Source organism: Micromonospora sp. NPDC049275 (assembly GCF_043197115.1).
Taxonomy (GTDB): domain Bacteria; phylum Actinomycetota; class Actinomycetes; order Mycobacteriales; family Micromonosporaceae; genus Micromonospora.
On the sequence record NZ_JBICSN010000004.1, the window covers coordinates 297146 to 320158 of the forward strand.

A 23013-nucleotide genomic window follows, 5' to 3' on the forward strand; every position below is an offset into this window, starting at 1 on the left:
CCCGTCACAACTCCTCGGTGGGTGCGGACATCACCGGGTGCACCTCGATCGGCATGTTCAGGGGCCGGCCGCCGGGGCCGGGCGCGGTGGAGATGTACGCGGCCAACTCCACCGCCCGTTGCGGACTGTCGCAGTCGACGATCCAGTAGCCGGCGAGGAACTCCTTCGTCTCGGCGAACGGCCCCTCGGTGACCACAGGCGTTCCGCCCTCGCCGGCGCGCACGATCCGTGCCTGCTGCGGGCCGCCGAGGCCCTGCGCGTCGACCCACTCTCCGGCGGCGGTGAGCTTGTCGTTGACCTCGCCCATGAACGCGATGTGGGCCCGGACCTCGTCCGGGGTCCAGGTGTCGATGCTCGGGAAGTCGGTCCCGGCGGCGCTGAACTGCATCAGCAGCATGTACTTCATGTTTGGCCCCTCACGTCCGCGCACCGTCGTCGGTGTTCTCACCCTGAGGTAGAAGCACGCGGCACGGTTCTCGACACTCCGGCGGAAGAATTTCTAGCCGACCGCGTCGACCTCCAGCACCAGGCTCTGCTCCGGGTGCAACGCGGGCAGCTGCACACCCACCCGGGCCAGCGCCGCCCCGCTGAGCGTGACACCGGAGGCCAGCCACGGTGGCGCGGACCGTTCGATGGTCGCCGGAGGGGGTACGTCCGCCACCGGCCGCACCCGGTACCGCCGGGCCGGGTCGAGGCCGGGCAGCCGTACCGCGCCGGGGAACGGCGTCGGGGAGGTGGCCAGCCGGGTCACCGCGTACACCGCTCGGGTGGTGTCGTGATCGATCACGCCGTGCGCCCAGACGGCCGGGTCCGGGTGGTCGACCCGGACCACCCGGCCGGCGTGCAGCAGCGGACGCAGCCGCTTGTGCAGCGCCACCCAGGCGGCCAGCTCGGCCTGCTCGGCGGCGCTTATCGACGCGATGTCCCACTCGATGCCGTGGTGGCCGAACAGCGCGGTGGCCGCCCGGAAGCCCAGGTCATGCACGCGGTGGGTGGTGTGCGAGCGTTCCGGGCCGATGTGCGTGCCGATCAGCTCCGGTGGCAGCAGCAGACCGGTCCAGCGCTGGATGCTGAGCCGTTCCAGGGCGTCGTTGCAGTCGCTGGCCCAGACCCGGTCGGTGCGGGCCAGGATGGCCAGGTCCACCCGGGCCCCGCCGGACGAGCAACTCTCGATCTCCACTCTGGGGTGGAGGCCGCGCAGCTCGTCGAAGAGCCGGTAGACCGCCAGGGTCTGCCCGTGCACCCCCGGGTGGCCGTGGTGCCCGGCTTCGGTGAGGTCCCGGTTCTGGTCCCACTTGAGGTAGCTGATGCCGGGGTGTTCGGTGAGCAGCGCGTCGAGCCGGTCCCGCACGTGGTCGTACGCCTCCGGGCGGCCCAGGTCGAGCACCTGCTGGTTACGCCAGGCCGGGGGGAGTCGCCCCGGTACGGCCATCACCCAGTCGGGGTGCGCGCGGAACAGGTCGGAGTCGGGGTTGACCATCTCCGGCTCCACCCAGAGACCGAACTGAAGGCCACGGCCGGTCACGTGGTCGATGAGCGGTTGCAGACCGTCGGGCCAGACGCCCTCGTCGACGTACCAGTCGCCGAGGCCGGCGGTGTCGTCGCGCCGACCGCGGAACCAACCGTCGTCGAGCACGAACCGCTCCACGCCGATCTGCGCCGCTCGGTCGGCGAGGGCTCGCAGCCGGTCCAGATCGTGGTCGAAGTAGACGGCCTCCCAGACGTTGAGCGTCACCGGGCGGGGGGAGCGCGGGTGCCCGGGCCGGGCCCGCAGGTGCGTGTGCAGCACGTCGCTGAGCCCGTCCAACCCGGCGTCGGACCAGACCGCGTAGAGCAGCGGCGTCTCGTACGACTCGCCGGGGCCGAGCCGGACCTCACCGGGGGCCAACAGCTCGCCGCCGCCGAGGGTCGACTCGCCGGTGGGCCGGCGCTCGGCGACCGTGACGTGGTCGCCGCTCCACGCGGTGTGCACCCCCCACACCTCGCCGTGGCCGAACCCGAACCCGGCGGTGCCCGCCACCAGCAGCAACGTGGCGTCATGGCCGGTGCGGCCGTGCCGGCCCTCGCGGACCCAGGCGCCCTGCTGCCAGCGGTGCCGCTGCGGGGACCGTTCCCGACACCAGCGGCCGGTCAGGTCGAGCAGTTCGGTGGCGACCTCCGGCACCGGCAGCACAGGCGTCAGCTCCCGTACCTCGTAGGCGCCGTCACCGTCGTTGCGCAGCCGGTGCCGGACGGTCAGCAGACCGTGCGGGTCGAGCATGATCTCGCTGGTCAGTGTCAGACCGGCGGCCGGGTCCGACGCCCGCACGGTCAGCAGCGCCGCGCCGGGCGCGTCCTGCCCACCGTCGGCCGGGAGTACGCCCACCACCTCCCCGCCCGCGGCCACGTGGCCCGGGTCGGCGCCGGTGTCGCGCACGTCCAGCCCGTCGAGGCGGAAGGAGGTGGACCAGTCCCGTCCGTCGCGGTGCCCGGCCAGCCCGGGCCTGCCGCTCCAGCCGGCGCTCGCCTCCGGCAGCAGCGACAGCACGGGCGGCTCGTCGAAGCTGCTCGGCACCACAGGTGGCACTGTCGCGTCGGCGAGCTGACGCAGGGCGTCGTCGTCGAGGTCGCCGACGTCGCCACCCCAGTGCACGACGCGCGGCAGCCCCGGGCCGCGCGCGTCGAGCACCAGGCTGGTCCGCGCGCGGCGCAGGTGCAGGATGGTCATCCCTTCGAGGCTCCCAAGGTCAGGCCCCGGACGAAGTGCCGCTGGAGCATAAAGAAGATCACCAGAGTGGGGATCGCGACGAGCACGCTGCCCGCCGAGACGAGGTTGTTGTCGGTGAAGAACTCGCCGCGCAGGTTGTTGAGCGAGCTGGTCACCGGGAACTTGTCGCCGGTACGCATGAGGACTGTGGCCCAGAAGAACTCGTTGTAGATCCAGGTCACCTCAAGGGTGGCGAGCGCGGCCAGGGCCGGCCGGCACAGCGGCATGGTGACCTGCCAGTACTGTCGCCACACACTGGCCCCGTCGACCATCGCCGCCTCGTACAGGTCGCGGGGCAGCGCCTTCATGTAGTTGCTGAGCACGAAGACGCAGAACCCGCACTGGAACGCCACGTTGATCAGGATCAGGCCCCAGTAACTGTCGTAGAGCAGCTCCGAGTCGCTCATGAACTCGGGCAGCGGCACCTCGGTGAACAGCCGGAACAGCGGGATGAGCAGCGCCTGTTGGGGCAGCAGGTTGGCGGCGGTGAACACCCCGAGCAGGACAAGATTGATCTTCCAGTTGAACCGGGCGATGACGAAGGCCACGCAGGAGGCGAGGAGGAGCGTCAGCAGCACCGCCGGCACGGTGATGTAGACGGAGTTGAGGAAGTGCTTGCCGAACTCCGCCGTCCGCCAGGCGGTGACGTAGTTGTCGAAGGTCCAGCCGCCGAACGAGACGTAGCCGTTCGCGGCCGTGTACTCGTAGGAGCGCAGCGAGGTCAGCACGGCCCAGGCGATCGGGAAGATCCAGGCCAGCGACACGACGATGAGGAAGCCGTGCAGCAGCAGCCGCGCCGGGGTCAGCTTGCGCCGGCGGACCGGGATGTCGGTGTCATCCTCGGAACGCCGGGTCACTGTCGCGGTGCTCATTCCCGGTTCTCCCTCATCACGGTCGCCAGGTAGATGGTGATGAAGACAAGTGAGACGACCAGCATGATCGTCGCCAGTGCCGAGCCGAAGCCGATCCGGCTCGCCTCACCCACCACGTTCTGGGTGACAAGCGCGGAGATCAGCTCCAGACCGTTGCGTCCCTTGTTGACGACCCAGACCAGGTCGAACGCCCGTAGCGACTCGATCACCGTCACGACCAGCACGATGATGTTGATGGGGCGCATGACCGGGAACACGACACGGAAGAACGTCCGGCTCTCCGAGGCGCCGTCGACGGCGGCTGCCTCCCGCAGCGACGGGTCGACACCCTTCAGGCCGGCCAGGTAGAGCAGCATGATGTAGCCGACGTGCCGCCAACTGGACGCGATCATGACCGCCCAGATGTTGACGCTCGAGTCGCCGTACCAGTCGACGTTGCTGCCGAAGACGGCGTTGATGAGCCCCTGGTCGCGGGAGTAGAGCAGTTGCCAGACGAAGCCGATCAGCGCCAGTGAGAGCACCACCGGCAGGTACAGCGCTGTCTGGTAGAACCGGCTACCGCGCAGTTCCTTGTCGAGCAGGACGGCCAGGAACATGCCGAACGGGGTGGCGACCACGAACAGCACGGCCAGCCAGAGCAGGTTGTGCTGGATCGCCGGCACGAACGGCGGGTAGATGTTCACGACGTCGCTGTAGTTGCGAGCGCCGACGAAGTCGATCTCGTTCAGTGGGCCGATGCCGTCCCAGTCGGTGCCGGAGAGCACCACTGTCGCCAGCGCCGGCAGCCAGACGAAGGCGGTGACGAGCAGCAGCGGGACGAGCACCATCAGCGTGATGACCACGCGGTCGGTGCGGGACAGGAGCCGTAGCCGCCGGCGACGACCACCCGTTGAGGTGGTCGCGGCCGGCGGCGGCACGGCGCGATCCGCTTGGATCAGGGGCAGGTCGGACACGATGTCCTCCCCCTTCCGCCGTCAGTCAGTGAAGATCGACTTCTTCTGGTTCTCGATGGACGAGGTGAGACCGTCGATGTCCTTGGGGTTCTTGATGAACTGCTGGATCGCCGGGATCATCACCGTGGAGGCGAAGTCCGGCCGGGTGTCGCGGTCGAGGAACTGCGCGATCTCGGTGGCCGATCCGACCAGCTCGGCGGCCTTCTTCTGCAGGGCGGTGTAGCCGCTGACGTCGGCACCGGTGTTGGCGACCAGGGTGGTCGGGTCGCTCTTGACCGTGATGTCCGCGGCGGTCTTGCCGCCGAAGTACTCCATCAGCTTGCGGGCGTTGTCCTCGTTCTTGGGCTTGCGGGCCATCATGTAGCCGTCGATCGGCGCGTCCAGGGCCTTCGCGCCGATGGACGGGTCGATCTCCGGGAACGTGAAGAAGTCGAGGTCGCTCTGCTCGTCGTTGCTGAACTGCTGACCGACGAACAGACCGAGCAGGTACATGCCGCTCTTCTTCTGCTGCAACGACTGCGCGGCCTCCTGCCAGGTGCGGCCGAGGCTGTCGGGCTGGTGCAGGGGGAGCAGGCCGGCCCAGGTGTCGAAGACCTTCTTGACCTTGTCGGAGGTCCAGGCCTCCTTGCCGGCCATCAGGTCGACGTGGAACTGGTAGCCGTTGATCCGCAGGTTGAGGATGTCGAAGGTGCCCATCGCCGGCCAGCCGTCCTTGTCGGCGAAGGCGATCGGAGTCAGGCCGTCCTTCCTCATCTGCGCGCCGAGCGCGGTGAACTGGTCCAGCGTGGTGGGCACCTGGTAGCCGTGCTGCTGCCAGACCGACTTGCGGTAGAAGACGGCCCACGGGTAATACGACGCCGGAACGAAGTACTGCTTGCCGTCGTCGCCGGTGGACGCCTTCTTGAAGGCGTCGGAGTAGCCGGAGATCTTGCCCCACACGTCGCTGATGTCGCTGGCCAGGCCCTTCTGCGCGAAGAAGCGCATCCGGTAGCCGGCGAACCAGGTGAAGACGTCGTCCGGCTTGCCCTGGAGGTAGTTGTTGATGTTCTCCTGGAACGTGTTGTGGTCGACCGTGTTCACCGCGACCTGAACGCCGGACGAGGTCTTGAACCCGTCGGCGACCTTCGCGAGGACGTCCTTGGGCTTCGGGTCGGACTGGTTGGATCCGAGCGACACGTCCTTGCTGGACCCGCCGCCGGAGCCGGAGTCGTCGCCGCAGCCGGCGAGCAGGCCGGTGCCGAGCAGCGCGCCCGTGCCGGCCGCGCCGGCCAGCAGTGACCGTCGGTTGATGCCGGCGACGGAGGGCGGTACGAGCCGAGCCAGGTACTCGGCTTGGGATCGGGGACGGGACATCTGTGCCTCCTGCTGATGAAGAGGTGCTACGCCCGAGGGCCGTCAGGGTGGTGGGTGAGCGGGTCCGGCCTTGTCAATACGCATCGTGATCCACCGAGAATCCACATTGGCGAACACGATCGGCCAGTGGGGCCTCAAGCTACCCCTCCGTAGGCCGCTGTCAAGAGGGCCGTTCGCCTCCGATAACCCAGTTGTGATACGGCTGTTACGCGGTAAACGTTGTAAAGAAAGTCGATGTTGGAACCTGTTGACTTCGGTGCGGCGGCGGGTGCACCCTCACCTGTCATGCGGCGATGGCAGGGTAACGGCATCTATTTCGGCGGCGACTACAACCCGGAGCAGTGGCCCGAAGAGACCTGGTCGGAGGACATCGAGCTGATGCGCCGGGCCGGGGTCAACCTGGTATCCGTCGGCATCTTCTCCTGGGCTCTGCTGGAGCCCGCCCCGGGCCGGTTCAAGTTCGGCTGGCTGGACCGAGTGCTGGACCTCCTGCACGACGGCGGCATCCAGGTCGACCTGGCCACCGCCACCGCCAGCCCGCCGCCCTGGCTGGCCCGCGCGCATCCGGAGATGCTGCCCCGAGAGGCCGACGGCACGATCCTCTGGCCGGGCGGCCGGCAGGCGTACTGCCCCAGCTCCCCGGTGTTCCGCGAGCGCTCCCTGGAGCTGGTGCGCGCGGTAGCCGGCCGGTACGCCGAGCATCCCGCAGTGGTCATGTGGCACGTCTCCAACGAGCTGGGCTGCCACAACGCGCACTGCTACTGCGACGTCAGCGCCGAGGCGTTCCGGCGGTGGCTGCGGGAACGCTACGGCGACCTGGATCGGCTCAACGACGCCTGGGGCACGGCCTTCTGGAGCCAGCACTACGGCGACTGGGCCGAGATCAACCCGCCGCGCACGGTGACCGCCTTCGCCAACCCCACGCAGCAACTCGACTACCTGCGCTTCTCCTCCGACGAGCTGCGCGCCCAACTGCGCGCCGAACGCGAGGTGCTGAAGACGCTCGTCCGCCAGCCGGTCACCACCAACTTCATGATCGGCATGGGCGTCAAGCACATGGACTACCAGTCCTGGGCCGACGATGTGGACCTCGTGTCCAACGACCACTACCTGACCGCCGCCGACCCGCAGGCGCACCTCGGTCTGTCGCTCGCCGCCGACCACACCCGGGGCGTCGCCGGCGGCGATCCGTGGCTGCTGATGGAACACTCCACAAGTGCGGTCCAATGGCAGCCGCGCAACGTGGCCAAGCTCCCCGGCCAGCTGCGACGCAACAGCCTCGCGCACGTCGCCCGCGGCGCCGACGGCGTGCTGTTCTTCCAGTGGCGGGCCTCCCGGGCCGGCGCCGAGAAGTTCCACTCCGCGCTGGTGCCGCACGCCGGGCCGGACACCAAGGTGTTCCGCGAGGTCTGCCAACTCGGCGCCGACCTCAAGGCCCTCGCCGAGGTACGCGGCAGTCGGGTGGACGCCGACGTGGCCATCCTGTTCGACTGGGAGGCGTGGTGGGGAGTCGAGCTGGATTCCCACCCCAGCGCCGACATCCGGTACGACGACCGACTGAACGCCCTCTACCGGGCCCTCTGGCGGGCCGGCGTGACCGCCGACATCGTCCACCCGTCGGCCGACCTCAGCGGCTACCGCCTGGTCCTGGTGCCCACCCTCTACCTGGTCCGCGACGCCGAAGCTGACGCGCTGCGCCGGTTCGTCGAGGCCGGCGGCACGGCTGCCGTCACCTACTTCAGCGGCATCGTGGACCCCGACGACCACATCCGCCTCGGCGGCTACCCCGGCGCGTTCCGGGACCTGCTGGGCGTACGGACCGAGGAGTTCTTCCCACTGCGCGAGGGCGAGCGGGTCCGACTCGACGACGGCAGCACCGCAGACGTGTGGACCGAGTGGCTGCACGCCGACGACGCCGAGGTGCTGGCGTCGTACACCGACGGGCCCTTGCCGGGTGTGCCGGCGCTGACCCGACGGCCGGTGGGCGCGGGCGCCGCGTGGTACGTCGGCACCCGCCTCGACGAGCAGGCCACCGACCGGCTCGTCACCCGGCTGCTCGACGAGGCAGGCGTCCGCCCGGCGGCCCAGGCGCCGGCCGGGGTGGAGGTGGTACGACGGCGCGACGGCGAGCGAAGCTGGCTGTTCGTCATCAACCACACCGACGCGGAGGTACGGCTCGCGGCGCACGGCGACGAGTTGTTGACCGGGACCCGGTGCGCCGGTGAGCTGACAGTGCCGGCAGGTGAGGTGGCGGTCGTCCGTGAGGATCGGACCTGATTCCGACGACAGTCGCGGTGCGAAGGAGGTTCCCTCGATGCTCGCCCAGCAGCGGCAGACCGCCATCCTCGATCTGATCCGCCAGCGTGGCGGCGTGCGGGTGAGTCACCTGGTCAGCCGGTTCGGCGTGTCCGACATGACGATCCGGCGTGACCTGGAGGCGCTGGCCGAGCGCGGCCTCGTGGACAAGGTCCACGGCGGGGCGACCCTCGCCGGGCCGGGCTCGGCCGAGGAGCCCGGGTTCGCCGCGAAGTCGATCCGCCAGCAGGCCGAGAAGCGGGCCATCGCCGAGCGGGCGGCGACGATGGTGGAGCCGGGGATGGCCATCGCGCTGTCCGCCGGGACGACCACCGCCGCGCTCGCCACCCTGCTCTCCGACGTGCACGGGCTGACAGTGGTGACCAACTCGATCCCGGTGGCCGACGCGCTCTACCAGAACCCGCGCGCCGACCAGACTGTCGTGTTGACGGGCGGCATCCGTACCCCGTCGGACGCGCTGACCGGTCCGGTGGCCGAGGCCGCGATCAGCGCGCTCAACGTCGACCTGCTGTTTCTGGGCGTGCACGGGATCAGCCCGCGTACCGGCTTCACCACGCCGAACCTGCTGGAGGCAGGCGTCAACAGGTGCCTGATCGGCGCGGCCCGCCGGCTCGTGGTGCTCGCCGACCACACCAAGTGGGAGACGATAGGCATCGCCACCATCGCCCCGCTGGAGGCGGCCGACGTGCTGATCACCGACCGGGGGCTGCCCGCGGACGCCCGTACCACGATCGGCGAACAGGTCGGCGAGCTGGTGATCGTCGACCCGTGATCCTCCCGGGTTCCGGGAAGGCGGGGTGTCCTCTTCGGCGGGACACCCCGCCTTCCCGGAACCCGAGTCGATCGAGCTGCCACGCTGCGCGGCCGCGGCGCTTCACAGCCACCTCACAGGGGTTCTGGATAGGGTGCCCGTCGAGTCAACGTCCGACTCCAACACAGGAGTTTTCGATGGTCTTCAAGAAAATGTTGAGCGCGTTCGGTGTGGGCGGTCCCAGCGTGGACACCGTGCTGACCAACCCCAACACCCGGCCCGGCCTGACCCTCGACGGTCAGGTCAACCTCGTTGGCGGCGACAACCCGGCGACCATCGAGCAGGTGGTGATCGGTCTGGTCACGCGTGTCGAGGTCGAGGGCCACGACACGGAGTACGCGGGCACCATGGAATTCCACCGGATGGCCGTGAGCGGCGCGTTCCAGCTCGCGCCCAAGCAGGAGCTGTCGATTCCCTTCCAGCTTCCGGTGCCGTGGGAAACCCCGATCACCGACGTGTACGGCCAGCGCCTGCACGGCATGACGATGGGCCTGCGCACGGAGCTGTCGGTGGCTCGCGCGGTGGACAAGACCGACCTGGACCACGTGGCGGTGCACCCGTTGCCGGTGCACGAGCGGATCCTGGAGGCGTTCCAGCGGCTCGGTTTCCGGTTCAAGCACGCCGACCTGGAGCGCGGTCACATCCGGGGCGTGCAGCAGACGCTGCCGTTCTACCAGGAGATCGAGTTCTTCGCGTCCCCGCAGTACGCGGGCACCATCAACGAGGTCGAGCTGACCTTCGTGACCAGCCAGCGTGGTGTCGAGGTGATCCTGGAGTGTGACAAGCGGGGCGGCTTCCTCAGCGCCGGCCACGACGCGTTCGGCCGCTACCAGGTGTCCCACGCCGACGTCGACCGCGTCGACTGGGCGCAGGTCGTCGACGGGTGGCTGCGCGAGACGACGTCGCGTTACGGCAGCCTGCGCTCACAGTACGGCCACGGCCACGGCCACGGCCACGGCCGCGGGCACGGCGGTATGGGCGGGATGGGCGGCATGGTGGCCGGGGCGGCGCTCGGTGTGGCCGGCGGCATGGTCGCCGGCGAGCTGATCGAGGACGCCTTCGAGGGCGACTTCGGCGGCGACTTCGGCGATTTCGGCGGCGACGAGTAAGCGGTCCACATACGACGGCAGTGGCCTCCGGGAGAAGTCTCCCGGAGGCCACTGTTCACGTGCGGCGGCGTCAACGCCCGCGCATGCTCCGCTCCCTGCCCGACCGGCGCTGCGAGCCGGCCTTCGACAGGCCACGGCTGACCAGGTAACCACCGGTCAGGATGGTCAGGAACAGCCAGGCCCGGTTCGGGTCGTTGATGTTCAGCCCGTTCGCGGTGGTGCCCTTCCAGAACGCGGCGATCACCACGAGCGCGACGGCAGCGGCGTAGACCCAGAATTCCGTCGTCAGGAACGCCTGCTTGGTCTCCGTACCCGGCGACGGCATCGGGTCTCGGTGCCCGTCGCGCATTGCCGGCATCTGCTGCGTCTCCCGCATCGAAGCGGGGTTCTGCACGTCCGACATCGGCCGGTTCATCGGCCGGGTGGAAGCAGCCTGCGTGCTCATCTGGTCCTCCTCAGGATGCGATGAGTCGTACCTGCGTTCCCTCGCCCCGCTACCGCGTTTCGGCCACGGCACGGTTCGCGTTCACGGCGGGGACACCCCCCGACTACCCGAGGCCGCCGACCAGGTAACACGTCCTCCGGCCGGAAAAGAATCCACGGCGGCCGGGCCGCTTGACATTCAGTACGGGCACCCGTGCCGGGCGAGCGATTGTGCCGGATGTCCGGTTCCCTCTCGCCGGGCGCAGTGCGGGTTTGGTCGACGGGTGACCGGGCACGCTGTCAGTTCCACAGCTTCTGCGAGGTGATGAACGTGCGTGAGGACGACATGCGGCAGGACGCCGCCCGGCAGGCCGAGAACCGGATCGCGGGCGGCGTGTACGGCGAGGGCGCCCTCGACGAGGTGACTCTGCCCCGTACCGACATCGAGAGCCAGATCCAGCGAGACGACCCGTTCGACCCGGCGAAGGAGCGGATCGATCCGCAGGTGCTGCGCGACGGCGGCCCCGTCGGTGGCCAGGGCGCGGTGACCACCACCGGCGGCACCGCCGGCCCGGCCAGCGTGCGCCGGGTGGCCCGCCAGCCGGAGCGGCACCCCGGCAAGGTGGCCCCGACGACGACGGGGGACGCCACCACAGGCGGTCTGAGCACGCCGATGGGCGGCGGCACCAGCGATCAGTCCACGTCGGCGACCGGGCCGGCGAAGTCCATCAGGGACAAGGCCGGAGACTGACGCGCTGCGGCGCCCCGTTCGCGGGGCGCCGCACGTCCCCCGGCCCGTCGATCATGAGGTGGCCGGGCGCAGGACGCCCAGGCGCTGGGTGGCTCGGGTGAGCGCGACGTACAGGTCACTGCGCCCGCGCGGCGACTCGGCCACCATCCGGTCCGGGTCGACCACCAGCACCGAGTCGAATTCCAGCCCCTTGGCCTGCGCGACAGTCAGCACGACCACCCGGCTCTCCAGCTCCGGGTGCTCGCCCACAGTGGCCTCCGGCAGCGCCGCGGTCAGCGCCGCGCCGAGCGCGTCCACCCGGCTGGCCGGCACGATGACGCCGAGGCGACCCTCGGCCAGCCCGGTGGCCTCTTGCGTCGCCGCCGACACCAGCTCCGCGGGGAGCTGCTCGTCGGGCACCGCGCGGTCCCACGGCGGTACGCCGCTCTCCCGCACCGAGCGCGGCGGTCGCAGCGCCGGGTCGATCTGGGTCACTACGTCGGCGGCGACAGCCATGATCTCGGCCGGCGTGCGATAGCTGACGGTCAACTCGGTCAGCCGCCAGCGCTGCGCCACGTAGGGGGCGAGGGCGTCGGCCCAGGAGGGCGTTCCGGCGAGCGCGCCGGTCTGCGCCACGTCCCCGACGATCGTCATCGAACGGCTGGGGCAGCGGCGCATCAGCAGCCGCCACGCCATCGGTGACAACTCCTGCGCCTCGTCCACGATGACGTGGCCGAACGCCCACGTCCGGTCGGCGGCGGCGCGCTGCGCGGTGGTCAGCCGGTCGGCCTCCTCCTGCCGCTCCAGCAGGCGGTCGGCGTCGATCAGGTCGGTCACGCCGAGGATCTCACCGCCCTCGGCCTCGTCCTCGACGTCGATCGAGCGGGAACCCCGGGCGATCTCCAGCACGCCCTCGGCGTACTCCCGTTCCATCAGGCGGATGCGGTCCCGGCGGGCGGCGGCGGCCCGCTCGTCCTCGCCGAGCAGTTCGGCGGCCTCGTCCAGCAGCGGTACGTCGGCGGGCGTCCAGCCGCCCGGCTCGCGATGAAGCCGGGCCCGCTCGTCGTCGGTGAGCATCGGCGCGGCGGCGGCGATCCGGTCCGGGTCGGCGTACAGGTCGGCGAGGAGGCGCTGCGGGGTGAGCACCGGCCAGAGCCGGTCGAGGGCCGCCTGGATCTCCGTCTCCTCGCGCAGCTCGCGGCGGATCTCGGCGCGGTCGGCCTCGTCGAGCAGGTTGTCCCCGCCCAGCGGGTCGGCGCCGATCCGCTCGGCCACCTGGTCGGCGAGCGCGTGCACGATCTCCACGTCGAACAGCGCCCGCGCCAGATTGTGCGGCCGGTCGGTGCGGCGTACCCGGTCCCGGGCGGCGCGGACCGTCTCCGGGTCGAGGGTGAGCACCTCCCGCTCCACCTCGATCTCCAGCGGCTCGTCCGGCACCCACTGTCGGTCCCGCACGGCAAGCGCCAGCACCTCGGCGAGCACCGCGCGGCCCTTGAGCGCCGCCGTCTCGGCCGGTTCGACGCGCTGGGCGCTCACCCCCGGAAACAGATCACCCTGGGTACGCAGCAGCACGCCCGTCTCGGCCAGCGTGGGCAGCACCTGGGAGATGTAGCGCAGGAACGTCGCGTTCGGGCCGACCAGCAGCACACCACGGCTGGACAGCTCCCGCCGGTGTGTGTAGAGCAGGTACGCCGCCCGGTGCAGCGCGACAGCCGTCTTGCCGGTGCCGGGGCCACCCTGGACCACCATGACGCCGGGCAGGTCGGCGCGGATGATCCCGTCCTGCTCGGCCTGGATGGTCTCCACGATGTCGCGCATCCGGCCGGTCCGACCGGCGTTGAGGGCGGCGAGCAGCGACGCCTCGCCGGTCAGCTCCTCGTGCCCGCCGGGGGAGGCGCTGTCGATGTCGAGCACCTCGTCGTTGAGCCCGGTCACCTTGCGCTGGCGGGTGCGCAGGTGCCGCCGCCGGCGTACGCCCTGCGGGTTGGCGGCGGTGGCGAGGTAGAACGGACGCGCGGCGGGGGCCCGCCAGTCCATCAACAGCGGGTCGTAGTCACCACTGGTGTCGAAGATCCCGATTCGGCCGATGTAGCGGCGGGAGTCGTCGTCGCCGTCGAGCCGGCCGAAGCAGAGGCCATTCTCCACGGCGGAGAACTGCTCGACCTGGTCGGCGTACATCGCCACCGAGCTGTCGCGCTGGGAGCGATCCTGCAGGGTGCCGCCGGTGCTGCGCAGCGCGTCGGTGAGCCGGTGGGCGGCCTGCTCACGCAGCCCGTCCAGCCGGTCGTAGAGCATCGAGACGTACTCCTGCTCGCGGCCGATCTCGTCGTCGAGCGGCAATTCGCCGGTACCGCCGGAGTGCCTTGACAAGCCGTCTCCCTAAAGATTAGAATGCCTTGCAGGAACGGCTTTTATGCCGTTCTTTTTTGTGTCCTCGAAGTGCCCTCGAATTGTTGAAGATAGCGCGCTGCGGCGGCTGCCACCAAGCCGACCGGCCCGATTCAGGTCACACAAGACGAACGCCGGGCCGACCATCTGGTCGACCCGGCGTTCGGAGCTTCGAGGCGTCAGCCGCGGGCGACCTGGTAGAGCCGCTCGGGGGTGACCGCTCCGGCGAGCACCCGACCGTCGTCGGTGAGCAGGACGCTGAACACCTTGCTGGTGAGCAGCCGGCCGCTGCCCCAGTCCCCACTGACCGCCGGCAGCCCGCCGAGCAGCTTCGACACGTCCGCGGGCGGCGCGGCGCCGGCAGGCTTTCCGGCGGCCGCCTTGCCCGGGGTCCCGTCGAGGCGCGCGACCAGGACGGTGCCCCAGCCCTCGCCCACGGCGCGCACCTGCGGGTTCCCGCCCCGCGCGGCCTGCGCGGGCCGGCCCGCCGACGGACGCTCGGCGGTCTCCTCGGTGACGGTCACCCCGGGCGGCGGGTTGAAGGCGAACTGGTCGGCGTCGGGGTGCCGGTAGTCGACCTGGGTGAAGGCCATCTCGAACGCCGGCTGGTCGCTGCCCTTGGCGAGCACCTCGAAGCGCAGCGGCACGTGCTGCTTCGCGTCGATGGCGATCCGCAGCTGGTGTACCAGCGAGTCACTGTCGCGGGGCTGGAGCACCAGCTCGTACGCGTCCCGTCCGGCGACGGTGGCCGAGCGACCGACGCTTACCTCGGTGCTCGGGTCGATCGCGCCCAACGCCAGGTCGGCGGCCTCCTGCGGGGTGGCGGGGAGACTGGGCGTCGCCGCGTGGCCCGGCTTCCCGGTCGTGCCCGCGTCGCCAAGCGTGCGGTGGCGCGCGGTGTTGCCCCGGCTCTCCCAGGTCCACACGTCCCGGCCGTTGCGGATGACGTCCTGCTCGCCGAGGGTGTCCAGCAGCGCGAGGCGCTGCCGCTCCGGGCCGGAATACCAGACCCGCAGGGTGTGCGTACCCGTCAGCAGGCTCGTCAGGTCGTTGCCGGGAATCAGCCCGACCAGCGGAGGCAGACCGAGGTCGGCGCGCTGCACGACAGTCCCGGACAACCCCTCCAACCGAGAGGTCTGAAGATCCACCAGGAGCTGGGCGGCGGTACGTGGCGGCAGGCTCGGCTCCGCCTCGGCGGCGAACGTGCCGACTGCGGCGCCTCCGCCGATGACGACGACACCGGCGGCAGCCGGGACCAACCAGCGCAGAACGGGACGGCTTCTCAGGACGGACATGGTGGCACCTCCTGCCCGACATCCTGCCTCCTCGGCCCTGTGAAGGCGCTGAGGACGCCGGCTTTGAACCCGGGTGGCACCCTTGAGGCGTGCGGGTGTTGGTGGTGGAGGACGAGGCTCGGCTGGCGGCCGCCCTGCAACGCGGTCTGCAGGCGGAGGGGTTCGCGGTCGATGTGGCGCCCACCGGTCCCGCCGGCCTGGACGCGGCGCGACACGGCGGATACGACGCGATGATCCTCGACGTGATGCTTCCCGGGCTGTCCGGCTACGAGCTGGTCCGCCGGCTGCGGGCCGAGCAGCACTGGCTGCCGGTCCTGATGCTCTCGGCCAAGGACGGCGAGTACGACCAGGCCGACGGCCTGGACTGCGGCGCCGACGACTACCTGACCAAGCCCTTCTCGTACGTGGTGCTGCTGGCCCGCCTGCGGGCCTTGCTGCGCCGGGGAGCGCCGGAACGTCCCACCGTGCTGAGCGTCGGCGACCTGCGGCTGGACCCGGCACGCCGACGGGTGACCCGTGCCGACGCCGAGGTGGCGTTGACCGCGCGGGAGTTCGCGTTGCTGGACTACCTGATGCGCCGCCCCGGCCAGGTGATTTCCAAGATCGAGCTGCTGGACCACGTGTGGGACGCCAGCCTGGAGACGGCACCCAACGTCGTCGAGGTGTACGTCGGCTACCTGCGCCGCAAGCTCGGCCGGGACCGGCTGGAGACCGTCCGGGGCGCCGGCTACCGGTTGGCTACATGACAACTGCCGACCCACCGGGCCGCCGCCGGGTCCGCAGGTCACCCGGATGGGGTCTGCGCGGGCTGGGTCTGCGGGGACGGCTCATGGCGCTCGGCGTGGTCGGCCTCACCGTGGGGCTCGCCCTCGGCGGCGCGGTGCTGCTGGGCGCGCTCGGCTTCCTGCTCCAGCGCACGGTGGACACCGAGGCGTTCCGGACGGCCGACGCCGTCGCCCTGCTCGCCGCCGAGGACGCGCTGCCCGACCCGCTGCCGGTGGCCGGTGGGCAGGTCCGGGTCCAGGTGATCGACGCGCAGGGTCGGATCCGGGCCGCCTCGATCGACGCGGACCGGCTGGTTCCGATGGTCCGCCCCGAGCGGTTGGACACCGGTCACCGTCAGCGTCTGGTGGTGCCGGCGGAGCGGGCCGGACTCGCCGGGCCGGTGCGGGTGGTCGCCGTACCCGCCGGCACGGCGGCCGACCCGCTCACCGTCCTGGTCGCCCGGTCGATGGCCGACGTCCGGCGCGGCACGCACGTGGTACGGACCATCCTGCTGGTGGCCTTCCCACTGCTGGTGGCGATCCTGGCCGGGGTGGCGTGGCGGGTGGTCGGTGCGACGTTGCGGCCCGTGGAGGCGCTGCGCCGAAGCGCCGAGGAGATCACCGGCCGAGCGGCCGGCGGCCGCCTGCCGGTGCCCGCCTCCGCCGACGAGATCCATCGGCTGGCGGTCACCCTCAACGGGATGCTGGACCGGTTGGAGTCGGCGCGGAACCGGCAGCGGGCCTTCGTCTCGGACGCGGCACACGAGCTGCGCAGCCCGCTCACCAACATCCGTACCGAGCTCGAGGTGGCCCAGCGGCTCGCCGACCGGACGGACTGGACGACGGTGACCGTCAACCTGCTCGCCGACACCGAGCGGTTGAGCCGGTTGGTCGACGATCTGCTGCTGCTGGCCCGCCTGGACGAGATGCCACCGGCCCGGGGGACCGGCCCGGTCGACGTGGGCGCGCTTGTCGCCGAGGTCGCCGCCCGTTATCCCTCGCCGCCGGTGCTCCTCGTGCCGGCGTCGGGCCCGCTGTGGACGGCAGGAAACGTGGCCGAGCTGCGGCGGGTGCTGTCGAACCTCGTCGACAACGCGGTCCGCCACGCGCGGGGCAGCGTGATCCTCACGGCCGAGCCGCACCGGGAGGCCGCGTACCACCTGGTGACGGTGACCGACGACGGCCCGGGGATTCCGGCTGCCGACCGGCAACGGGTCTTCGACCGGTTCACCAGGCTGGACGACGGCCGGGCCCGCGACGACGGCGGCGCCGGCCTGGGTCTCGCCATCGTGTGGGAGCTGGTCCGCCGCGCGGGCGGCACCATCACCCTGACCGACGCCGACGCCGACGACCAGTCCGGGCTGCGGGTGTGCCTGCTGCTGCCGGCACTCCCGCCCGAGGACGAACGGGGACCGACGGTCCACACACCATGACCAGGGTGGCCAGCCGGCCGGGGGTCAGCGGCGGCGCGTGCAGACCTGGTCGGCGCTCGCGACGGTGTCGGTGGACCAGACGACGGCGACGGTGAAGCAGTAGTCGTTGGCGCGGTTCAGCGCGTAGACGATGTAACTGTCGGTGCCGGCGGGCAGCGTGGCGATTGCCGTCTTCTCCTGCCCGGCCCGGCCGGCCGAGACCACGACAGGCCCCTCGCCGCCGGCCGGGTACGTCCAGCGCAGAGCGATGTTGTCGCGGTTGTCGCGCAGGCTCACCGTGCCGGGCGGGGTGCCGGGTGCGGCCACGGGCGGTGCCGTGCCGGCCGGACCACCGCTGGTGGCCGGCCCGCCCGTGCCGGTCGGGCCGGCGCTGGGGGAGCCGTTGGTGGGCCCCGGCAACGGGTCGTCCCCGTCACCGACCCGCGCCACCCCGGCGATCACCGCCGCCGCGCCCAGCAGCACCACTACCACGCCGGCCACCAGCACCGGCACCAGCCGGTTGCGCGGCGGTGTCGGCGCGCGGTGCACGGGCACCGGCAACAGCCGGGACGGTGTGTACGGCTCCAGCGGCGCGTACGGCTGGGCCGGTTGATCCGGCTGACTCGACGCGCCGGGGCGGTGCAGCCGGTAGACGCCGTACGCCTCCTCGCTGCCGGTGAAGCCGGCCACCGATGGGGGCACCGGCCCGACGGTGGGGTGCGGGGCCGGCTCGTCGTCCGGCGGGTCCGGCGGCCAGCGGAAGCCCGACGACCCGTCCGGCTCGTCGGCCGGGACCCGGGGGCTCGGCACCGCGCCGACCCCGTGCGCCGCCCATGACTCGTCGTCGCGGTCGGCCGGAGCGGGCACCTCCTCCTCGACCTGGCGCGGCGGGGGCGCGGGTGGGTAGTAGGCAGACTCGACCGGCCGGTCGCTGTGCGGCGCGGTACGCGCGGCCGGCACCACCGGGGCGTCCCGGTCGGCTGGCGCGTCGTCCACGCAGACGTGGTCCGGGTTGGCCGCCGCCCGGGCGAGAGCCGCCACCTGCAGGGCCAGTGGGTCGTCGGCGGCCAGGTGCTGCCGGCACAACTCGCGAGCCAGCGCCAGGTTGTCGTGCGCCTCGGCGAACTGCCCACAGTCGCGCTGCATGGCACCGAGCCGGGCCAGCATCTTGATGCCGCTGGGGTGACCGTCGCCGTACACCTCGCGGTGCAGCTCCCAGGCGTCCTGAAGGCGGTCGCGGGCCACCGTGCACAGGCCGCGGGCGTACTCGACGGTGGCGAGGTCGGCGTGCGCGGCCAGCACCCGCAGTGACTCGGGGCCGTCCTGCGCGGTCAGCTCGATGATGACTTCCTGGTAGAGCCGGGCGGCCCGGGAGCGGCTGCCCACCCGGTGCAGCACGGCGGCCAGGGTGGCCGCGGCGGCAACCGTGCGCGGGTCGGAACGGCCGTGCAAACGGGTGGTGGCCGCGTACGCGAAGGCGGCCCAGCCTCGGGCGGAGTGCGGCTCGCCGAGGGCGACGAGCACCCTCGCCTGGAGGCTGGCCGCCTCGGCCAGCTCGGGTGTGGCGTTGGCCGGGCTGGGGTCGGCGTCGGTGAGCGCGTCGGAGAGCAGCCGTTGGGCACCGGCCACATCGCCAGTGGACACGAGGTGGTGCGCCTGGTCAGTCAACTCGTCGAAGCCGGAGGACACGCCCCATCGTGCTCATCCGACGACGGTAAGTACAAGACCCGCGCCGGTGCCGATCGGTCAGGATCTGGTCAGGTGCTCGGCCAACGTCTCGCTGATCCGGCGCAACTGGTCGACCTGGGCCGGGCTCAACGCGTCGAACAGGTGTCGGCGTACCCCCTCGACGTGGCCGGGGGCCGCGGCCGCGAGGATCGCGAAACCCTCGTCGGTGAGCACCGCGATCTGCCCGCGCCGGTCGGTGGGGCAGTCCTCGCGGCGCACCCAGCCGGCCGTCTCGAGGCGGGCCACCGCGTGCGAGAGCCGGCTGCGCGACGACCCCGCGGCCTCGGCGAGGTCGCTCATCCGTAGTTGCCGACCCGGGGCCTCGGAGAGCCGGACCAGGATCTCGTAGTAGGCGTGCGGCATGCCGGCATCGCGTTGCAGGTCACGGTCGAGCGTGTCCATCAGCGCCCGGGAGGCGGCGAGGAACGCCCGCCAGGTGCGCTGCTCGTCGGGATTCAACCAGCGGGTCATGACGGCCATCATACTCGCAATGGTTGAACGCTCAACTAAATGGCGTTAGTCTCGGGTCATGGGTATCCACCGGCTCAACCACGCGGTCCTCTACGTCAGTGACCTCGCCCGCAGCGTCGCCTTCTACCGCGACGTGCTGGGCTTCCGCCCGGTGGCGATGACCCCGGACGGTTTCCGGGGCGCCACCTTCCTCCAGGCCCCCGACTCCACAAACGATCACGACCTCGGCCTGTTCGAGATCGGCGCGGCCGCCGGACGATCCACCGCCGGCCGGGCCACCGTCGGGCTCTACCACCTGGCGTGGGAGGTCGACACCCTCGACGAGCTGGCCGTTACCGCCGAGCGGCTCACCGCCGCCGGGGCGCTGGTCGGCACGTCCGACCACGGCACCACCAAGAGCCTCTACGGGCAGGACCCGGACGGTCTGGAGTTCGAGGTGGTCTGGCTGGTCCCGGCCGACCGGCTGGACGACGACGCGCTGGCCGCCCGCAAGCGCATCGGCCGGCTCGACCTGGCCGCCGAGCGGCAGCGGTACGGCGGGCAGACCCGCGGTGGAGTGGGGATCTCCGTCCCGGCGTGAATCGGCCATAGGGTAGAACGGACCGATGCCTACCAACCGGACCACCGACTTCCTCCGTGAACTGCTGGTCCGCCAGGTGGCGACCTGGTTGCCCGCCGCCCTGCACCGCTCCCGGCGGGCAACCGTCGCGCTGGCCTGGGCTGGTGCCGACGGCGGCGGAGCGGAGGCGGTGTTGCGGGTGGTCGCCGGCCACGCCGCCCAGGTGCGGGGTCGCCAGGTGACGGTGCTGGTGCTGGCCGACGACGCCGCCGACCTGCCGGTCCGGCTCGGGCCGATCGAGGCGGAGTTGCCGGCCGAGGTGACCGTGCACCTGCTGCCCGGCGGTCCGGACCGGCTGCCGATCGCGGTGAAGGCGGCAGGCGCGGCCGGGTCTCCGCTGTTCTGCTTCCTGGACGTGCCCGGCGAGGTGCCCCCGCCCCTGCTCAGCGCCGCCACCAACGGCCGCACCGGCGAGGTGCTGCTGCACGCCGGCAGCACCACTCGCGCGGCCCTCGTCGCCGCCGGGTTTCCGCTGGTCGGCGAGGTGGCACCGGTGCTGACGGCCGACACGGCAGCTGACGCGACAGACCTGGCCGCCGGGACGGACGCGGCCGCCGTGACAGACCTGGCCGCCGCGACCGACGTGACGGGTGGCGCGGCGGCCGGTGTCGTCGCGTTCGGCAGCCGCTCCGATCGAAGCCTGGAGGCGGTTCGTGACGCGCTCTGGACGGTCGGCGCGGAACTCGGTGTGCGCTACCGCGACCCCGCCGATCCGGCGGCCCCGCCGGTGGACGTGACCGGGGTGCCGGCCCTGCGACCACTGGCCCGAAAGCTGCTGGCCGAGCTGCGCCTGGGCGGGCCACGGCCGGTCACCGAGCTGCGCCGGCACACCCTCACCGCGACCGTCTACCGCGCCGCCGACGCCAACCAGGCGCTCGCCGACCTGGTTCAGGCGGGCGACGTCCGCCGCGAACGCGACACCGGCCGGCTCGCCGGCGACGAACTCATCACCCCCACGTCCTGAACGGCCCTGTCCCTCGGCGATCGTGCACTTCTGCCCCGGCGCCAGGACGGGTGGGGTTGGCGGCGCAGACGCCGAGCGGGGTGCCGGTGAATCACCGGCACCCCGCTCGACTCCCGGGACGCTACGACCGGGACTTGTCCTGCTTCCAGGACAGCGGACCCGGCAGGTCGACACGGTGTGCCCGGGCCTTCGAGTTCCAGGACCAGCGCCCGATCTTGATGCTCCACGAGGAGAAGCCGTTCTCGGTGAAGTTCAGGATCAGCGGACCGATCTTCTTGCGCTTGCGAAACATGAGGCCCATCGGAGGACTCCCCTCGTCACCGTTCCCTGCCGTGTCGAGATCGAACATTCCCGAACGGGCGAATTCCGAAACCCTCTCGGCGTCCCAGGTGGACGGCGACGTGGCGCCGCTGGGCAATCCCTATTCACCAGATAGGTCTTGGGATGCGGTAAGCACTGCTCGGGGCAGATCGCAACATCGGCACCGATGGAAGTCCCACCTTCTGGAAGGCCGTTGACCTGTCGATCCCACCAGCGGCAGCATGAGGTCATGTCGCAGCGGGATGAGCTCCTCCTCATCGCTTGCGTGCACGTCGACCTCGTCCGGCACGCGAGCGCGCTCTGTTGAGCTGAGCGGATCTCCCGGCTCGGTTCCGTCGCCGCACCCTCACCGCTCGCCCGCTCACCGCGGAGCGGCGTGCCTCCGGGCACCTGACCCGGGTGCCCTGCACACCCACCGTGCGACAGATCAGGAGACCTCTCATGTCCCCACCCCGACGTGCCCTTCCGCGTACCCTCGCGATGACCCTGCGCACCGGCACGCCCGCAAACGGCCTGCCCCGACCGGCCAGCTCGTACGCCGTGCCGCCCCTGGCGTCGGCATGACCACCGTGGAGCGTCCGGCCACGGACGCCGCCGCCGAGCTACGACCGGTGGACCGGAACCTGTTCCGTGCGGTACTGCTGCGACAGGCCACAAGCGTCACAGTCGTCACCGCGGTGGCCCGGGCCACCGACCCGGCCTGCCTGGGCGGGATCGGCGCCCCGATCCGGGCCGGGTTCACCGCCACCTCGTTCACCTCGGTCTCGGTGGAGCCGCCACTCGTCTCGTTCTGCCTCGACGTGGCGTCATCGAGCTGGCCGGTGCTGGCCCGCGCCGAGCACATCGCGATCCACCTGCTGGCCGCGGCACAGCGGGAAGCCGCGACGGTGTTCGCCACCGGCGGCATCGACAGGTTCGCCGCCTACCCCGACTGGACACCCGGCCCGTTCGGGGTGCCGCTGCTGACCGGGGTGCTGGCCCGGCTGCTCTGCCGGGTGGTGCACCGCGTCCCGGCCGGGGACCAGACGCTGGTGATCGCCGAACCGCTCGCCCTGAGCGACGGCGGCGACGGTCGACCGCTGGTACGCCACCAGGGCCGCTACGCCACGGCGGTGCCGGCATGACCGCGCCCGCCGCAGCCGACCTGTTCGCGTTGGACCGGGCCGCCCAGGACCTGCTGTTCCGGGCCGCCCGCACGGCCAACACGTTCACCGACGAGCCGGTCACCGACGCCCAGGTCGCGGCGATCCACGATCTCATCAGGTACGGGCCGACGGCGTACAACGGGCAGCCGCTGCGGGTGCTGCTGCTGCGCTCGGCGGAGTCGCGGGCCCGGCTGCTGCCGCACGTGTCGTCGAGCAACCGGGCGAAGACGGCCAGCGCGCCGCTGGTGGCGGTGCTCGCCGCCGACGTGGACTTCCACGAGCGGCTGCCCGAGCTGTACCCGCACCGCCCGCAGGCCCGCGACTGGCTCGCCGACCGGGCTGCCCGCGTCGAGCAGGCCCGCTTCAACGCGACCCTGCAGATCGGCTACCTGCTGGTGGGCGTACGCGCCGCGGGACTGGCAGCCGGACCGATGGCCGGGTTCGACGCCGCAGGGGTGACCCGGGAGTTCTTTCCCGACGGGCGGCACCAGGCGCTGCTGCTGATGAACGTCGGCCACCCCGGCGCGGACGCCTGGCGCGATCGGCTGCCCCGCCTGCCCACGGCCGACGTCATCCACACCCTGTGACCAGGG

The 23013-nt window shown here is 71.6% G+C and carries 22 protein-coding genes; 11 read left to right on the forward strand and 11 right to left on the reverse strand.

Features of this window, described 5'->3' with window-relative positions; all coding sequences use genetic code 11:
- Positions 1 to 4: 4 nt before the first annotated feature.
- The 5 genes from ACGFIE_RS16150 to ACGFIE_RS16170 all read right to left on the reverse strand — a co-directional run bounded on the left by ACGFIE_RS16150 (position 5) and on the right by ACGFIE_RS16170 (position 5924).
- Positions 5 to 406: a YciI family protein gene (locus tag ACGFIE_RS16150; protein ID WP_393295097.1), complete on the reverse strand. Its 402-nt coding sequence runs from the start codon at positions 404 to 406 to the stop codon at positions 5 to 7.
- Between the two features lie 93 nt (positions 407 to 499).
- Positions 500 to 2707: an alpha-galactosidase gene (locus ACGFIE_RS16155; protein WP_393295100.1), complete on the reverse strand. Its 2208-nt coding sequence runs from the start codon at positions 2705 to 2707 to the stop codon at positions 500 to 502.
- Positions 2704 to 3618: a carbohydrate ABC transporter permease gene (locus ACGFIE_RS16160; RefSeq protein WP_393295103.1), complete on the reverse strand. Its 915-nt coding sequence runs from the start codon at positions 3616 to 3618 to the stop codon at positions 2704 to 2706. Before ACGFIE_RS16160 ends, ACGFIE_RS16155 begins: the two co-directional genes overlap by 4 nt.
- Entirely contained in the window at positions 3615 to 4571 is a 957-nt protein-coding gene (locus ACGFIE_RS16165; RefSeq protein ID WP_266250827.1) for a carbohydrate ABC transporter permease, read from the reverse strand. Before ACGFIE_RS16165 ends, ACGFIE_RS16160 begins: the two co-directional genes overlap by 4 nt.
- A gap of 21 nt (positions 4572 to 4592) precedes the next feature.
- Positions 4593 to 5924, reverse strand: coding sequence for an ABC transporter substrate-binding protein (locus ACGFIE_RS16170; protein ID WP_393295106.1), 1332 nt, complete (start codon positions 5922 to 5924; stop codon positions 4593 to 4595).
- A gap of 285 nt (positions 5925 to 6209) precedes the next feature.
- Between ACGFIE_RS16170 and ACGFIE_RS16175 the strand changes: the two genes are divergently transcribed.
- From ACGFIE_RS16175 to ACGFIE_RS16185, 3 genes are all read left to right on the forward strand, one after another.
- Positions 6210 to 8201: a beta-galactosidase gene (locus ACGFIE_RS16175; RefSeq protein WP_393295109.1), complete on the forward strand. Its 1992-nt coding sequence runs from the start codon at positions 6210 to 6212 to the stop codon at positions 8199 to 8201.
- 37 nt (positions 8202 to 8238) lie between these two features.
- The gene (locus ACGFIE_RS16180) at positions 8239 to 9012 is read left to right on the forward strand and encodes a DeoR/GlpR family DNA-binding transcription regulator (protein WP_393295112.1); all 774 of its coding nucleotides are present in this window, start codon (positions 8239 to 8241) and stop codon (positions 9010 to 9012) included.
- A gap of 176 nt (positions 9013 to 9188) precedes the next feature.
- Complete coding sequence (locus tag ACGFIE_RS16185; RefSeq protein ID WP_393295115.1) at positions 9189 to 10160, forward strand: sporulation protein; 972 nt, start codon at positions 9189 to 9191, stop codon at positions 10158 to 10160.
- 70 nt (positions 10161 to 10230) lie between these two features.
- Here the strand turns inward: ACGFIE_RS16185 and ACGFIE_RS16190 are convergent, their stop codons facing one another.
- Positions 10231 to 10518: a hypothetical protein gene (locus tag ACGFIE_RS16190; protein ID WP_393295670.1), complete on the reverse strand. Its 288-nt coding sequence runs from the start codon at positions 10516 to 10518 to the stop codon at positions 10231 to 10233.
- A gap of 396 nt (positions 10519 to 10914) precedes the next feature.
- Between ACGFIE_RS16190 and ACGFIE_RS16195 the strand changes: the two genes are divergently transcribed.
- Entirely contained in the window at positions 10915 to 11334 is a 420-nt protein-coding gene (locus tag ACGFIE_RS16195; RefSeq protein ID WP_363682491.1) for a hypothetical protein, read from the forward strand.
- Positions 11335 to 11385: 51 nt separating this feature from the next.
- Here ACGFIE_RS16195 and ACGFIE_RS16200 read toward each other — a convergent pair whose 3' ends face one another.
- Both ACGFIE_RS16200 and ACGFIE_RS16205 read right to left on the reverse strand, forming a co-directional pair.
- A complete protein-coding gene (locus ACGFIE_RS16200; RefSeq protein ID WP_393295118.1) occupies positions 11386 to 13683 on the reverse strand; it encodes a HelD family protein in 2298 nt (765 codons plus the stop codon).
- Between the two features lie 197 nt (positions 13684 to 13880).
- On the reverse strand, positions 13881 to 14996 hold the full coding sequence (locus ACGFIE_RS16205; protein ID WP_393295121.1) for an outer membrane lipoprotein carrier protein LolA: 1116 nt from the start codon (positions 14994 to 14996) through the stop codon (positions 13881 to 13883).
- 89 nt (positions 14997 to 15085) lie between these two features.
- On the opposite strand from ACGFIE_RS16205, the gene ACGFIE_RS16210 reads away from it, so the two are divergent.
- The gene (locus tag ACGFIE_RS16210) at positions 15086 to 15742 is read left to right on the forward strand and encodes a response regulator transcription factor (protein ID WP_393295124.1); all 657 of its coding nucleotides are present in this window, start codon (positions 15086 to 15088) and stop codon (positions 15740 to 15742) included.
- Between the two features lie 83 nt (positions 15743 to 15825).
- The gene (locus tag ACGFIE_RS16215) at positions 15826 to 17193 is read left to right on the forward strand and encodes an ATP-binding protein (RefSeq protein WP_393295672.1); all 1368 of its coding nucleotides are present in this window, start codon (positions 15826 to 15828) and stop codon (positions 17191 to 17193) included.
- 24 nt (positions 17194 to 17217) lie between these two features.
- Here the strand turns inward: ACGFIE_RS16215 and ACGFIE_RS16220 are convergent, their stop codons facing one another.
- Together ACGFIE_RS16220 and ACGFIE_RS16225 are read right to left on the reverse strand one after the other, a co-directional pair.
- Positions 17218 to 18861, reverse strand: a complete 1644-nt coding sequence (locus ACGFIE_RS16220) for a tetratricopeptide repeat protein (protein ID WP_393295126.1) — start codon at positions 18859 to 18861, stop codon at positions 17218 to 17220.
- A 57-nt stretch (positions 18862 to 18918) separates the two neighbouring features.
- Positions 18919 to 19380, reverse strand: coding sequence for a MarR family winged helix-turn-helix transcriptional regulator (locus ACGFIE_RS16225; RefSeq protein WP_393295674.1), 462 nt, complete (start codon positions 19378 to 19380; stop codon positions 18919 to 18921).
- A 49-nt stretch (positions 19381 to 19429) separates the two neighbouring features.
- Here ACGFIE_RS16225 and ACGFIE_RS16230 point away from each other — a divergent pair, with 49 nt between their 5' ends.
- A complete protein-coding gene (locus tag ACGFIE_RS16230) occupies positions 19430 to 19951 on the forward strand; it encodes a VOC family protein (RefSeq protein WP_393295129.1) in 522 nt (173 codons plus the stop codon).
- Positions 19952 to 19976: 25 nt separating this feature from the next.
- Positions 19977 to 20954: a hypothetical protein gene (locus tag ACGFIE_RS16235; protein WP_393295132.1), complete on the forward strand. Its 978-nt coding sequence runs from the start codon at positions 19977 to 19979 to the stop codon at positions 20952 to 20954.
- Between the two features lie 121 nt (positions 20955 to 21075).
- On the opposite strand, the gene ACGFIE_RS16240 is transcribed toward ACGFIE_RS16235, so the two are convergent.
- Positions 21076 to 21255, reverse strand: a complete 180-nt coding sequence (locus tag ACGFIE_RS16240) for a DUF4236 domain-containing protein (protein ID WP_007457220.1) — start codon at positions 21253 to 21255, stop codon at positions 21076 to 21078.
- Between the two features lie 461 nt (positions 21256 to 21716).
- On the opposite strand from ACGFIE_RS16240, the gene ACGFIE_RS16245 reads away from it, so the two are divergent.
- Genes ACGFIE_RS16245 through ACGFIE_RS16255 form a run of 3 tightly spaced genes read left to right on the forward strand, consistent with a single transcriptional unit; the run spans position 21717 to position 23007 of the window.
- Positions 21717 to 21839, forward strand: a complete 123-nt coding sequence (locus ACGFIE_RS16245; protein ID WP_363682505.1) for a hypothetical protein — start codon at positions 21717 to 21719, stop codon at positions 21837 to 21839.
- A complete protein-coding gene (locus ACGFIE_RS16250; protein WP_393295135.1) occupies positions 21836 to 22399 on the forward strand; it encodes a flavin reductase family protein in 564 nt (187 codons plus the stop codon). Before ACGFIE_RS16245 ends, ACGFIE_RS16250 begins: the two co-directional genes overlap by 4 nt.
- Positions 22396 to 23007, forward strand: a complete 612-nt coding sequence (locus ACGFIE_RS16255) for a malonic semialdehyde reductase (RefSeq protein WP_393295138.1) — start codon at positions 22396 to 22398, stop codon at positions 23005 to 23007. Before ACGFIE_RS16250 ends, ACGFIE_RS16255 begins: the two co-directional genes overlap by 4 nt.
- Positions 23008 to 23013: the final 6 nt, after the last annotated feature.

What these genes read in the sequence shown, in the direction of transcription:
- ACGFIE_RS16150 (WP_393295097.1), bottom strand. Translation starts at nt 406, where the DNA reads ATGAAGTACATGCTGCTGATGCAGTTCAGCGCCGCCGGGACCGACTTC.
- ACGFIE_RS16155 (WP_393295100.1), bottom strand. Translation starts at nt 2,707, where the DNA reads ATGACCATCCTGCACCTGCGCCGCGCGCGGACCAGCCTGGTGCTCGAC.
- ACGFIE_RS16160 (WP_393295103.1), bottom strand. Translation starts at nt 3,618, where the DNA reads ATGAGCACCGCGACAGTGACCCGGCGTTCCGAGGATGACACCGACATC.
- ACGFIE_RS16170 (WP_393295106.1), bottom strand. Translation starts at nt 5,924, where the DNA reads ATGTCCCGTCCCCGATCCCAAGCCGAGTACCTGGCTCGGCTCGTACCG.
- ACGFIE_RS16175 (WP_393295109.1), top strand. Translation starts at nt 6,210, where the DNA reads ATGCGGCGATGGCAGGGTAACGGCATCTATTTCGGCGGCGACTACAAC.
- ACGFIE_RS16180 (WP_393295112.1), top strand. Translation starts at nt 8,239, where the DNA reads ATGCTCGCCCAGCAGCGGCAGACCGCCATCCTCGATCTGATCCGCCAG.
- ACGFIE_RS16185 (WP_393295115.1), top strand. Translation starts at nt 9,189, where the DNA reads ATGGTCTTCAAGAAAATGTTGAGCGCGTTCGGTGTGGGCGGTCCCAGC.
- ACGFIE_RS16190 (WP_393295670.1), bottom strand. Translation starts at nt 10,518, where the DNA reads ATGCCGGCAATGCGCGACGGGCACCGAGACCCGATGCCGTCGCCGGGT.
- ACGFIE_RS16205 (WP_393295121.1), bottom strand. Translation starts at nt 14,996, where the DNA reads ATGTCCGTCCTGAGAAGCCGTCCCGTTCTGCGCTGGTTGGTCCCGGCT.
- ACGFIE_RS16215 (WP_393295672.1), top strand. Translation starts at nt 15,826, where the DNA reads ATGGCGCTCGGCGTGGTCGGCCTCACCGTGGGGCTCGCCCTCGGCGGC.
- ACGFIE_RS16225 (WP_393295674.1), bottom strand. Translation starts at nt 19,380, where the DNA reads ATGGCCGTCATGACCCGCTGGTTGAATCCCGACGAGCAGCGCACCTGG.
- ACGFIE_RS16230 (WP_393295129.1), top strand. Translation starts at nt 19,430, where the DNA reads ATGGGTATCCACCGGCTCAACCACGCGGTCCTCTACGTCAGTGACCTC.
- ACGFIE_RS16235 (WP_393295132.1), top strand. Translation starts at nt 19,977, where the DNA reads ATGCCTACCAACCGGACCACCGACTTCCTCCGTGAACTGCTGGTCCGC.
- ACGFIE_RS16240 (WP_007457220.1), bottom strand. Translation starts at nt 21,255, where the DNA reads ATGGGCCTCATGTTTCGCAAGCGCAAGAAGATCGGTCCGCTGATCCTG.
- ACGFIE_RS16245 (WP_363682505.1), top strand. Translation starts at nt 21,717, where the DNA reads ATGTCCCCACCCCGACGTGCCCTTCCGCGTACCCTCGCGATGACCCTG.
- ACGFIE_RS16250 (WP_393295135.1), top strand. Translation starts at nt 21,836, where the DNA reads ATGACCACCGTGGAGCGTCCGGCCACGGACGCCGCCGCCGAGCTACGA.
- ACGFIE_RS16255 (WP_393295138.1), top strand. Translation starts at nt 22,396, where the DNA reads ATGACCGCGCCCGCCGCAGCCGACCTGTTCGCGTTGGACCGGGCCGCC.